A 12,992-nucleotide genomic window follows, 5' to 3' on the forward strand; every position below is an offset into this window, starting at 1 on the left:
ATGATTTTCAAATCATTTTGAATGAGAATGATAATCATTTTTGTACTTATGCAATTATTTTTACCCAATACAACTTTTGATTCATTATATGCCTGTGCTTTGCATTTGTAAATGGGTTTTTCACCTTAGCCGGTGTAAAATTAAAAAAGCCACTCGTCCATAGGGACAAGCGGCTCGTATGAATTTAATTTATTCACGTTATGAATTAAACACTAACGCTTGATTGCTGGCTAGCCTTAATGGCTTGCTCCAGATCGTAGAGGATATCCTGAATATTCTCTGTACCCACAGATAGACGAATCAGCTCAGGATTAACTCCGGCTGCAGTCTGCTCATCTTCTGTCAACTGTTGGTGCGTCGTACTTGCCGGATGAATGATCAGTGACTTGGAGTCACCTACGTTGGCAAGGTGAGAGAACAGCTTCACATTTTCAATCAGTTTGCGTCCTGCATCCACGCCGCCCTTGATACCAAAGGTCAGAATAGCTCCCTGGCCTTTCGGCAAATACTTCTGTGCCAGTTCATAGGAAGGGTGACTCGGCAAACCTGCGTAGCTTACCCATTCCACATCCTCATGTTTCTCCAGATATTGCGCCACAGCCAGTGCGTTGCTGCTATGACGTTCAACACGCAGATGCAGTGTCTCCAGTCCTTGAATGAGCAACCATGAATTGAAAGGTGAGATTGTTGCACCGAAGTCGCGCAGCAATTGTACACGAGCTTTGATAATATAAGCAATCGGTCCAACCGCTTCCGTATATACAACACCATGATAGCTCGAATCCGGCTCTGTCAGTCCCGGGAACTTGCCACTTGCTTTCCAGTCGAATTTGCCGCTGTCCACAATAACTCCACCAATGGAAGTACCGTGACCACCTATAAATTTGGTAGCCGAATGAACGACAATATCAGCTCCATGTTCGATTGGACGAAGCAGATATGGACTTGGGAATGTATTGTCTACAATCAAAGGAATGCCATGTTCATGGGCGATCGCTGCCACAGCTTCAATATCCAGTACGTTGCCTTGCGGATTACCAATCGTTTCAGCGTACAATGCTTTTGTTTTGTCCGTAATCGCCGCCCGGAAATTTTCAGGATCACTGGAATCTACAAACTTTACATCTAAGCCAAGTTTCGGTAGTGTGGTTGAGAACAGATTGTACGTTCCTCCATACAGACTCGCTGCGGAAACAATCTCATCTCCCGCACCTGCGATGTTTAAGAGGGAGAACGTAATCGCTGCCTGACCGGAAGCGGTAGCCAGTGCACCAGCGCCTCCCTCAAGTGCAGCAATACGTTGTTCGAACACATCCGTGGTCGGATTCATCAGACGTGTGTAGATATTGCCAAACTCTTTCAATCCAAACAGATTGGCTGCATGCTCCGTATCACGGAATCCGTAGGATGTTGTTTGGTACAACGGTACTGCACGTGCATGGGTAGTCGGATCAATCTCCTGGCCGGCATGAATTGCCAATGTTTCAAATGAAAGCTCACGTTCGTTTGACATAAATCTGTTTCCTCCCTTAACTTATACGTTTGGCAAATCCCTAGATGTCATGACATGGTGGCGTATGTTTTCCATATTCTCTCACAAGATGTCGCTTTTGAAAAGAAATATTTCCGATTTTTCCGATGAGAAATATTAAATATGTATGATGAAGACTGCTACACCAAAAAAACCTTTGCGGGAGCAAAGGTTTTAAGGATTTTTTTGCAACCATTACCTGCTGAACTTCTGCGCCAATTTGTACCGTTTATACCCGAACGCCACTCCAAATCTCACGTAAATGCTTGGCCGCCGGGACAGCTTCTTCCGCCGTTACCCCTTCTAGTGAAATATCGATATGTGGTTTATAGGTTTTCAATAGTTCAAAGAATAACGGATAATCCAGAATGCCCTCACCCGGCACCGGATTGAACTTCTCACCCTGCGCATTGAAAGCCACATCTTTGGCATGAATGACAATGATGCGCTGATACAGTGTTTCCATCACCTCACGCAGGAATGCAGACTGGTCAGCCACATGCGGCTGTTTGATCAGATTACAAGGATCGAACAGCATGCCCAGATTGGATGAAGGAATTTCTTCAAACAGACGGATCATATGTTCACGTGTATGAAGCGTATGAGTAGATACAGGCTCAATCGCCGCATGAACGCCCCACTTTTCCGCCTCTTCAGCCAGTTCCTCTACCGTCTCTCGCAGCACCGTCCATGCCTTTTCTTCATATCCGTCCGGATGAGAGTCGCGATACGTATCCAGGCCCCCAGTCTCCGTTGCCACCATGCTGCAACCGAAATCCCGGGCATAACGCAGATGCTCCTTAAATCGTTCAATGTCTGCACGACGGGCCACAGGATCAGGATCAATCGGGTTAATGTAGCAACCCAGTACCGCAATCTTGACTCCACGCTGTGCAAATTGATCTCCGATCTCGTTCGCCAGTCCAGGGCTCAGCTTGCCATTGGCCGAATCCACATCCGACAAGGCCTTGGCTAATGCCAGCTGGACAGAATTAAATCCGTTATCTGCGATGGTCTGTGCAAGCTGTGCTGTAGGCTGTTTACCAAACGTATGCGCAAGAATACCAAGTTTCATGTCACTGTCTCCTTTGCAATCTGATCGCTGATAGCGTTAACGAGCCATCCAGCCGCCATCCACATTCAGTACGTGACCATTCAAATAATCCGAAGCCGCCGATGCCAGGAAAACAACCGGACCTTTCAGATCCTCAGGTGTTCCCCAGCGTCCAGCCGGAATTCGTGCCGTGATGTCACGGTACCGATTTTCATCGGCGCGAATCTGAGTCGTATTGTCTGTTTCCATATAGCCTGGTGCAATCCCGTTGATTTGAACACCTTTGCCCGCCCATTCATTTGCGAGTGCTTTCGTTAAACCGGCAACCCCATGTTTACTGGCCGTGTATCCCGGTACGTTAATTCCGCCCTGATAAGACAGCATGGAGGCAATGTTTATGATCTTGCCACTTCCCCGTTCAATCATATGTCTGCCAGCCAACTGGCTCAGGAAAAATACCGTGTTCAGGTTAAGACCTATGACATCGTGCCAGTCCTGCTGACCGTGATCGGCTGCAGGTGTACGACGGATAATTCCCGCATTGTTAACAAGAATATCAATTCTCCCTTGAAAGGCTAATGCCTTTTCAAACACCCCGGTCAATTCGTCCTCACGACTCAAATCAGCTTCAATTACATACGCTTTGCGTCCTAGAGCCTCAATGGCACGCGCTGTTTCCGATGGATTGGAGTAAGACACCAGCACAACATCTGCCCCGGCTTCAGCGAGGCCAATCGCCATTCCTTGCCCCAGACCTCCTGATGTACCAGTGACAAGTGCAACTTGTCCGCTTAAATCAAATGGGTTCATGAATGATTCCTCCGCATGGTTATTGGGTTGCAAGCCGTGTTCTTCAGCCTCGGCAGTCACGTAACCACTGTGGAACTGAAGGTTAGCTCTGATAATCCACTTCGATACCATTTTGCCTGTAAAGGGACGCTGTCTCCTCATCCAGCCGACTGTCGCTGATGATGCAGTCCAACTCCGAACAGTGTGCAAAAGTCCGAAGGGCAAATTGTCCAAATTTATAATGATCCACGACGCCATAGACCTGCTGAGAAGCAGAGATCATTGCTTTTTTTAGTGGCACCAGATCTCCTGTATATATGGAAAGTCCAAATTCCGGATGAAGTGCCGTCGTTGAGATAAACGCTTTGTGAATGTTGAGACCGGAAATAAAGGCAGACGTATCGTCTCCCACCAGCATATTGCGGACTCTTGCTCCGCCGGGCACAACCAGTCGTACCTGCTCCTTTTTGGTCAGCTCAGCAATAATGAACAAATCATTGGTTACCACGGTAATGGACTGATTGTCCATTCGCTTCGCCATCTCCAATGTAGTGCTTCCGCCGTCCAGCGCAACAATATCTCCTGGCCGGATATAAGCAAGGGCTCGCTCGGCAATCTCTGTTTTCTCCGAATGATGCTTTTCCGTAGCCCCACGACTCGTGAGGATGCCGTACTGGTCGTTCTGAGCCAGCATCGCACCCCCATGGACACGTACGAGCAATCCCATGCCCTCCAGCTTATCGAGATCCTCCCGTACAGTCTTGCCCGTCACCTGCAGCAGTTCACTCAGATCACTCACGGTGACTTCCTGCCGTTCCAGCAGAGCCTCCATAATTTTTTCATGTCTTTTCAATGGATTCATCACAGATCAACTTCCTGTTTCTTTGGAATTTACGCGCCTATTTCAGGTCCTTCATCGCCACGCCGTCCATATCCTCGAACGTCTGGTTTTCACCAGCCATTGCCCAGCAGAACGTATAGCTGCTCGTACCGACACCACTGTGGATGGACCAGCTAGGAGAGATGATGGCCTGACGGTCACGTACAACCAAATGCCGTGTTTCGTTTGGCTCGCCCATCATATGGAATACGACACCATCTTCCGGCAGGTTGAAATATAAGTATACTTCGGAACGGCGGTTGTGGGTATGTGCAGGCATGGTATTCCACATGTTGCCCTTGTCGAGTTCCGTAATGCCCATCACCAGCTGACAGCTCTGGATTCCGCCTTCTCCCTGGTGGATATAGCGGTAGATTGTCCGTTCGTTCGAGCTTTCGATACTGCCGAGGTGGTTCGGCTGAGCTTGTTCTTGCGTTGCTTTTACTGTTGGATATGTGTGGTGAGCCGGTGTAGATACAAAATAAAACTGAGCCGGCTGATCGTTGCCGTTGCTCTTGAACACAACTTCTTTTACACCTCTGCCGATGTACAGGCATTCCTTCGCACCAATCTCGTATCCTTGGCCGTCAGCTGTCACAGTTCCATGACCTCCAACATTAATGATACCGATTTCACGACGCTCCAGGAAAAAGTTCGTTCCGATATCCTTCAGATTCACTTCAAGTGCGATATCCTTGCTTTGAGGTACAGCCGTTCCTACAATATAACGATCTACATGAGAGTAAACGGTTACCAATTCATCTGTGGCAAACAATTGCTCCATCAGGAATTCCTCGCGCAGACGGGATGTATCATAGTTTTTTACTTCATTCGGGTGTGCAGCATAACGGTTTTGCATCATTAATCCATTCCTTTCGTTAGTCAGATAATGTTCATATAAGTTCATTTTAGTTTATTTTGTATCTTTTGTGTACCTTTTTTTGAAAATAAAAGAACCCAACGGGAAAATCCCCGCCAGGCTCTTGTGATCTCGCTATATATTATAAGGAGTAAATGAGCGCCTCATAAGGACGCAAACGAAGGGTACCTTCTCTAACCTCATCCGAGGTTGACCGATCCAGATTGCCAATGATCAAGTGGGCATTCGTGGCTCGATCAGCAAATGAAGCAGGCAGACGATAGGACTGCTCCCGGTCCGAGTGATTGAGAATGACAAGCCATGTCTCTCCATCCAGACTGCGGCTATATGCATATACATGCTCTTCCCCTGCCGATTGGTCACGATAATCTCCATAGACCATAACCGCGTCTGTTTTACGCAGGGCAATCAGCTGCTGGTAATATGCAAATATGGAGTTCTGCGCAGCCAAATCCCGCTCCACATTAATCTCTTCATAGTTGGGATTGACCTGCATCCACGGCCGCCCTTCGGTAAACCCGGCATGCTTGCTGCTGTCCCACTGCATGGGTGTGCGGGAATTATCCCGGCTCAGCGGCTGAAGACTGTGGAGCACTTCATCTGGCGCACGGCCTTTACCGATTTCTTCCTTATATTTGTTCTTCATTGCAATATCGTGATATTCATCAATGGAAGAGAACCGGACACCCGTCATGCCTATCTCCTCTCCCTGGAATACATACGGTGTTCCCGGAAGGGTATGAATCATGGTTGCCAGTTGTTTGGCGGATTGCACACGGTATTGTCCATCATTCCCGTACCTTGAAACCTGCCTTGTGTGATCATGATTGTTCAGGAACTGGGAGTTCCAACCTTCATGTCGGAAAGCTTCATACCAGCTCTCCTGAATTTCCTTGTACCGTTTCAGATCCCAAGTAGGCATGTCATCCGCCACCTGGAAATGGAATAACGTATGCAACTCTTTCCGATTATCCCCCACATACAGAAGGCCATCCTCTGGTGTGACAAACGGAATTTCTCCTACAGTCATGATGTCGTAATGCTGGAGAACCTCCCGGTTCATTTCCTGCAAATATTCATGAATGCCTGGATTATTGCCCAGATAATCAATGTTCTCCGGGTGCTCCGCATCCGGGAAACCTTCCAGCTTGGCAAGCAGATTAATAACATCCATGCGGAAGCCATCAATGCCCTGACCCAGCCAGAAACGCATCATCCGGTAAATCTCCTCACGCAGCTCGGGGTTTTCCCAATTCAGATCAGGCTGCTCCTTGGCAAAGGAGTGGAAATAATACTCTCCCGTCCGCTCGTCGTAAGTCCACGTTGAAGGTTCAAAATAGGATCGCCAGTTGTTCGGTGGGCCATCCGGTTTCCCTGGCTTCCATATATACCAGTCGCGTTTCGGATTATCGACAGATGAACGTGATTCTTCAAACCATGCATGCTGCTCTGATGTATGATTGACCACCAGATCCATAATGAGCTTCATGCCCAGTTCATGTACCTTGTCCAGCAATTGCTTGAACTGCTCCATCGTTCCGGCTTTCGCCATGATGCGGTAATAATCCGCTATGTCATATCCGTTATCTTTATCCGGCGATTCATAAATGGGATTAAGCCAGATGACATCAATACCCAAACTTTTAATATAGTCGAGCTTGAGCATCAAGCCCTCCAAATCCCCGATGCCGTCCCCATTCGCATCCAGGAAGCTCCGCCAGTACACCTGATATACAACGGCTTCTTTCCACCATGCCCGGTTCATGCTGCATCTCCCCTTTTCTGCTTAATGGCTGTGCTCCTGCAACGTACGCTCCAGGAAGGACAGCGTGAGCTGTGTAGTATCTTTCAGCACTACGTCCGCTCCAGAACCTTTAAGTACAACTTCTTCACCAATACCCACGGCGATCATGCCTGCGGATTTGATGGCCTCAATACCTGCCTGCGCATCCTCGATGCCGATGCAGGCTTTAACGTCAGCACCCACTTCTTCTGCTCCACGCAGGAACAGATCAGGTGCTGGTTTACCGTGTGGTACGGAATCCGGATGAACCACATAACGGAAGAGTGAGTCCAACTCCAGCGCCTTCAGAATTTGAGGAGCATTTTTGCTGGCCGAGGCGATCACCGCAGGAATGCCGGAGGCATGCAGCTCAAGCAGCAATTCCCGGATTCCAGGGTAGGTGTGCTCCGGTGTCAGCGAGTCCAGCAACGAGACGTAATATTTGTTTTTACGGCTTGCGAATTCTTCCTTTTCCTCTGCCGAATACGCATCTTCTTTGCCACCCAGACGTAAAATGCGCGCCAGCGACTCTCCGCGGCTAATGCCCTTTAACTGCTCGTTGAACTCCCGATCAAACGGAATATCCAGCGATTCCCCCAGCTTTTTCCACGCTACATAATGGTACTCCGCCGTGTCGGTAATGACACCATCCAAATCAAAAATAACGGCTTGAAGTGCTCCGTTCCCTTTCATTACCCGTTCCTCCCCATGTTATTGCTCTAGTTGCCATTCAATTCGTTTCTCGTTGCTTTCCCGTCTCTCGCCTTTCCAGTCCAGAACAACCGTCCAGCCTGATGCATTGGAAATGCTCGCATAACGTTTGCCCTCACGAGATTCAAAATGAATATCAAACTCCGCATCGCCTACCATCAGATGCTCCAGAGTACATGTTTTGTTGCCCCATGCCTGCGGCATATCAGGTGATAAAGTTACACGACGGTGCTGTGCTTCCGGTTGAACGCCGAAGAAGTGTCGTACCACTGGTACAGCAAGTGCATAGATGGTCCACGCCTGCACGACACAGCCGTAGTCCGGGGACATCTCCGAGAATGAACCCGGCACTACACGTGAGAAGCTTTTTCCCATCCGGCGCAGTAAATCCAGTGCGTGATCCGGATGCCCGTATGCCGCTTCTGCAACCGCATGTGCTCCGGTAGAGATTGTCATCGTGCCCTGTTGATACATGGCAGCAAGATACGTACCGTATTCACCAATGAAGTCGCGGTTTCGCATCGCTTCCAGCGCACGCTGTGCTTTGTCCTGATCGGCAATTCCTGCTTCCATTGGAGTGACAATGACCCAGTTTTTGTTCAGCAGCCAACCGCGGTCTTTCTGATTCTCACCTGCATCGGCAAGCAATCCTTCCACGTACTCCCGGTAGTCTGTGATCCCTTGCTTTTCAGCGAGAGAAACCATGTAATCCACCTTGGGCAAAATATCGGAAATAGGTGCAACGGCATCCGCATAGAGGCTGTCTTTTTCAGACCAATACACATCATTCACTGCTCGTATCGCTTTTTCGGCCTGTTTTTGATATGTTTCGTGCCGCTTCGTTTCACCCAAATAGAGACTCATACGCTCCAGCGCCTGAAGTGCCTTGGCTGTATATACGGCACTATCAATTAGTTCCATATTCAATCCGGCAATCTCGATGATGCCGTAACCGGAAGGGAAGAGGTCTCCGTCCGGGTCCATCTCACCCAGCAGCCAGTCGATTCCCTGAACACAGTAGTCATAATGCTCGCGCAGAAGTGCATCGTCTCCGGTCCACAAGAACATTTCCCACACAAAGGCGATATAGTGTGCCGTCTCCTGCGTGTTGCCGGGATTAGACACCGCACCTATCGTGGTCACTTCATGCACAAAACGCCCATTGCCGTTCGCTTCCTTGGATTTCTCCAGCAACAGATTCAATGTATCCCGCACCAGTTGATGATCTCCCGTAGCAAGAACACCCTGAAGCGCATACGTACTGTCACAGCCGAACCACCACGGATACGTGGGTCCACCTGCCGTCAAACCACGACCAATTCCGTCCACTTGCTGCACCAGCCACTGATTATTGCGCTTCACCCAGGCAAATTGCTCGTTCAGCTCATCTTCGCCTTCAATGGTCAGCACTGCGCGCTGATCCAACTTGTCGTAGAGCTGCTGCTTCTGCTCTTTCAAGCTGACATGGTTACGTTCGATAACTGCATAAGTCTGCTCACAGGCTTCACGGGATGACTCCGAACCGGCAACAAATAACCGGAAGCGGAACACATCCTTCTCCTCCAGTGCGCATTCGGTTACAAAAGAAATGCCTATTCCCTTGCCTGCCGTCAGTTCTGGTCCGTATATTTCAGGACCAACTGTCATTTCCACTCCAGGCAGGTCACTTCCAATCATGGCATACCAGTCTTGGGCATCATCTTTGACGATGACTTTGCGCGAAGTAATGGCTTCTGCCGTTTCACCTGCTCCTGGGATAATTCCGATCTCATCGGAATACCACACTGGACGGAGATCGGTACGTGACAGCAGCTCCAGCTTAAGCCGGGTTGTTCCTTTTCCGTAAGAGCTGATCTCATATTCTGCGACCATGCCTTTTTCATAATCGGGGGCAAACTGACTGCGTTCAATGGATACCGGAATGTGGCTCAATCCGTGATCATAATCGAACCGACTTCCGCCCCAGGATTCACTTGTGAATCCGTCTGCCCTTGCCCATACCGCAATGTTGCGATCCAGATCGGTTACCTTCAGCCAGAAGCCATCCAGTAGCTTGATCGGATGCAGCCATACACCGCCCATTTCGTTAGCCATATGATGCCCAAAGTCGGGAAAGTATCCGTCCTGGGTACCGCAAATCTTTACATATTCACCTGCGTTATAATACAAATTAAAAGGATGTCTGCTTGTTAATGTGGCCATGGTAGTCCTCCTCTGCGGTTTGGCTCACCGCTTATCTCTTCTATTAATACAGACGATTAGCCCTTGATTGCAGAAGAGATGGAAATGCCTTCAATAAAGTATTTTTGTGCAACAAAGAACACAAGGAGTGGCGGAAGCATAATTAGCATCGTTGCAGCCATCAGCATGTTCCATTCCACGTTATACAGCCCTTTGAACATGGACAATCCGAGAGCCAACGTATACTTCTCACTAGAGTTCAGATAAATGAGTGGTCCCTGGAAGTCATTCCATACGCCCATAAAAGTAAAGATCGATACGGCAATCAGTGGCGGCATGGACAGTGGTAGCATGATTTTAGTGAAAATCTGCATTTTGTTTGCTCCATCTACAAAAGCGGACTCATCGAGATCACGCGGAATACCGCGCATGAACTGGCGGATCAGGAAGATGTTAAACGCTCCGCCACCGAAGAATGCAGGGATAATGAGTGGTAAAAATGTATCAACCCAGCCGATTTCCTTGAACATGATGAACATCGGGATCATCGTTACCTGTGAAGGCAGCATCATCGTCGCCAATAGCACCAAGAAAAGCGTGCGTTTGCCGCGGAAGTTAAACCGGGCGAAACCATACGCACATAGGGCAGACGAGAATACGGTACCGACTAATACCGGAATCAGAATAATCAGCGTATTTTTCAAAAATGTAAAAAACGGGATGGCCAGAACGGCATTTTTATAGTTAGACCACATCCATACAGCCGGGAAAAAATCATCTTTGAACACCTCCGCGGGTGTTTTAAGAGATGTTGCAAACGTCCATAACAGCGGGATCAGCACGACGGCCGCACCAGCAAGAAGCATGAGCATAGAGAATAGTTTCGAGTAGACCGGTTTCCGTGTCGTTGCTTGATTCATCATTTGTCCTCCTCTCAATCCTTTTCGTTATCGCCCTGGTAATAGACCCACATCGAAGAACTGCGGATAACCAGCAGCGTAAACGCCAGAATGATGATGAACAATACCCAGGACAATGCCGAAGCATAACCCATTTCAAAATCGGTAAAAGCTTTATTGTACAGATACAAGTTATAGAACAAGGTCGAGTTCAGCGGTCCCCCGTTGGTCATAACAAATGCTTGTGTGAAATACTGGAATCCGCCGATAATCCCCATAATTACGTTGAAGAACACCGTTGGAGAAATCATAGGCAATGTAATGTTGAAAAACCGTTGAAACGGTCCAGCGCCATCCAGATTGGCAGCTTCATACAGCTCTTCGGGAACTCCCTGCAAGCCCGACAAATAAATGATGATCGTATTACCGACGCCCCACAAACCCATGACAATCAGTGCGCCCAGCGCATAACTCGGATCTTGGAGCCAAGCTGGCCCTTGTACGCCGAAAAAGGCAAGCGCCCGGTTCAGAATGCCGTATTCCGGATTAAAAATCATAATCCACATCATTGATGCCGCAACAGCCGGAATAACGGAAGGCATGAAATAGATCAATCGGAAAAATTTCATCCCTCTGTTCCGCATATTCAGCAGCAAGGCGATCAGTAGTGATGCTACTTGATACAGCGGTACGGATACCAGAGCGAAAATAAAGGTAACTTTCAACGATTGATAGAACAACTCATCATGAAACATCGTTTTGAAGTTATCCAGACCAACCCATTCAATCGATTGTACGCCGGTAATAATATCCCATTTGCTAAAAGCCAACAGCAGGGAAAACAACATTGGACCAATGGTAAAGAGCAACAAGCCTATAAGCCAGGGCAATATGAACCAATACCCGGCACGCTCGGATTTAGAATTACGCATAGCAGCCTCCTTGATGAAGAGGGTGAATCAGCATGGCAGCCGACTCACCCGCATGGTTTTTACTTGATTTTGCTGTCAACGTTCTTCGCAGCTTCATCCAGAGCGCCTTTGACATCCTGTTTGCCAAGCAGCACTTTTTCCAGCGCCTTGGTGAATTCTTCAACAAACACAGGTCCGTTTGTAGAACGCATAGTTACCGGTTTTTTAGCATAATCCATCATTTCGATGACCGGTTTGTCTGCTACTTCTTTGGCTTTGACTTCGTCCAGTTCTTTCACAGTCGCTGGCAGTACTTTACCGTTTGCAGAGCGAAGCTTCTGTGCATCTGTACCCGAGAGCCATTTCACCAGTTCGTAAGCCGCTTCTTTATTTTTACCGGCTGCGTTGATCGCCCAACCCGCACTTGCGATGATGCTTGAACGAGTACCGTCTGTATTTTGCGGAATAAGTGCAGAACCATATTGAACATCGGATTTGTCGAGGTCACCTTTGATCCAACGACCTGTAATCATCATAGCGAGCTTGTCTGTCATGAACATCGATGAATCTCCGCCAAGCGTCTCGGAATCCAGTGGCGTCGGGGATACACGGCTATCTCCTTGGGACCAAGAGACGTATTTATCCATTGCCGCTATCGTTTTTTCACTATTCATGTAGCCTTCTGCAGCTGTTCCATCGTCATTCGCAATGTCTGTACCGTAATCCCACAGGTACGTATAGATCGGATATTCCCATTTGCCTGCGTTGAATCCGAATTGAGTATATTTATTGCCGTCTTTTTTAGTCAGTTTCTGTGCAGTTGCAATCATGTCATCCCATGTCCATTCATCTGTTGGATAAGGGATTCCCGCTTCGTCAAACATACGTTTGTTGTACCACAGAGCAAGTGGGTTGAAATCTTTAGGCAAGTAGTATTGTTTGCCTTCGATTTTCATATTTTCAATGAGATCCTTTTGGAAAATATCCAGATTAAACGCGGTGTCTTTGCTCAAATAATCGTCAAGCGGCTCAATTACACCTTTATCCACGTATTTGTAGTAGTCACCTTCACCAACCAGGAATACGTCTGGTGCCTGACCTGCTGCCAGGGATGTAGTGAGTTTTGTTCCATAACCTTCACTTGGAATTGGCTCAAACTTCACTTCGATATCCGGGTGTGCAGCATTGAACTCTTCCGCAAGCTTCACTTCATCCGCACCGGAGTTGACATCTCCCCATACAGAGAAGGTAAGTTTTACTTTTTCTCCTTTTCCACCTTCTGCACTGTTGCTTCCACCTGAAGAACACGCGGATAATACGAATACCAAAATCAGCATCATGACCAAACTTGCGGACCCTTTTTTCATTTAAAT

The 12,992-nt window shown here is 48.1% G+C and carries 11 protein-coding genes; all 11 read right to left on the bottom strand.

The window, feature by feature from the left end; translation table 11 throughout:
• Positions 1–205: 205 nt before the first annotated feature.
• The 11 genes from HP548_RS11285 to HP548_RS11335 all read right to left on the bottom strand — a co-directional run bounded on the left by HP548_RS11285 (position 206) and on the right by HP548_RS11335 (position 12,986).
• Positions 206–1,513, bottom strand: a complete 1,308-nt coding sequence (locus HP548_RS11285; RefSeq protein WP_063566572.1) for a homocysteine synthase — start codon at positions 1,511–1,513, stop codon at positions 206–208.
• A 247-nt stretch (positions 1,514–1,760) separates the two neighbouring features.
• Positions 1,761–2,606: a sugar phosphate isomerase/epimerase family protein gene (locus tag HP548_RS11290; RefSeq protein WP_175381680.1), complete on the bottom strand. Its 846-nt coding sequence runs from the start codon at positions 2,604–2,606 to the stop codon at positions 1,761–1,763.
• A 36-nt stretch (positions 2,607–2,642) separates the two neighbouring features.
• Positions 2,643–3,395 (bottom strand): 2-dehydro-3-deoxy-D-gluconate 5-dehydrogenase KduD, encoded by a 753-nt coding sequence (gene kduD, locus HP548_RS11295; protein ID WP_053779016.1) that lies wholly within the window; start codon positions 3,393–3,395, stop codon positions 2,643–2,645.
• An 82-nt stretch (positions 3,396–3,477) separates the two neighbouring features.
• Positions 3,478–4,236, bottom strand: a complete 759-nt coding sequence (locus HP548_RS11300; protein WP_175381681.1) for a DeoR/GlpR family DNA-binding transcription regulator — start codon at positions 4,234–4,236, stop codon at positions 3,478–3,480.
• A gap of 37 nt (positions 4,237–4,273) precedes the next feature.
• On the bottom strand, positions 4,274–5,113 hold the full coding sequence (kduI, locus tag HP548_RS11305; RefSeq protein WP_076291293.1) for a 5-dehydro-4-deoxy-D-glucuronate isomerase: 840 nt from the start codon (positions 5,111–5,113) through the stop codon (positions 4,274–4,276).
• Between the two features lie 142 nt (positions 5,114–5,255).
• The gene (locus tag HP548_RS11310; RefSeq protein WP_175381682.1) at positions 5,256–6,899 is read right to left on the bottom strand and encodes an alpha-glucosidase; all 1,644 of its coding nucleotides are present in this window, start codon (positions 6,897–6,899) and stop codon (positions 5,256–5,258) included.
• A 21-nt stretch (positions 6,900–6,920) separates the two neighbouring features.
• Positions 6,921–7,610 (bottom strand): beta-phosphoglucomutase, encoded by a 690-nt coding sequence (gene pgmB / locus HP548_RS11315; RefSeq protein ID WP_175381683.1) that lies wholly within the window; start codon positions 7,608–7,610, stop codon positions 6,921–6,923.
• 18 nt (positions 7,611–7,628) lie between these two features.
• Positions 7,629–9,830 (bottom strand): alpha-L-rhamnosidase-related protein, encoded by a 2,202-nt coding sequence (locus HP548_RS11320; protein ID WP_175381684.1) that lies wholly within the window; start codon positions 9,828–9,830, stop codon positions 7,629–7,631.
• A gap of 56 nt (positions 9,831–9,886) precedes the next feature.
• Positions 9,887–10,729 carry a carbohydrate ABC transporter permease gene (locus HP548_RS11325; RefSeq protein ID WP_076291229.1) on the bottom strand — a complete coding sequence of 281 codons (843 nt, stop codon included), beginning with the start codon at positions 10,727–10,729 and terminating at the stop codon, positions 9,887–9,889.
• 14 nt (positions 10,730–10,743) lie between these two features.
• On the bottom strand, positions 10,744–11,640 hold the full coding sequence (locus tag HP548_RS11330; RefSeq protein ID WP_053780124.1) for a carbohydrate ABC transporter permease: 897 nt from the start codon (positions 11,638–11,640) through the stop codon (positions 10,744–10,746).
• A gap of 59 nt (positions 11,641–11,699) precedes the next feature.
• Positions 11,700–12,986 (bottom strand): ABC transporter substrate-binding protein, encoded by a 1,287-nt coding sequence (locus HP548_RS11335; RefSeq protein WP_175381685.1) that lies wholly within the window; start codon positions 12,984–12,986, stop codon positions 11,700–11,702.
• Between the last annotated feature and the right edge of the window lie 6 nt (positions 12,987–12,992).

It is taken from the genome of Paenibacillus taichungensis (genome assembly GCF_013359905.1).
GTDB lineage: Bacteria > Bacillota > Bacilli > Paenibacillales > Paenibacillaceae > Paenibacillus > Paenibacillus taichungensis.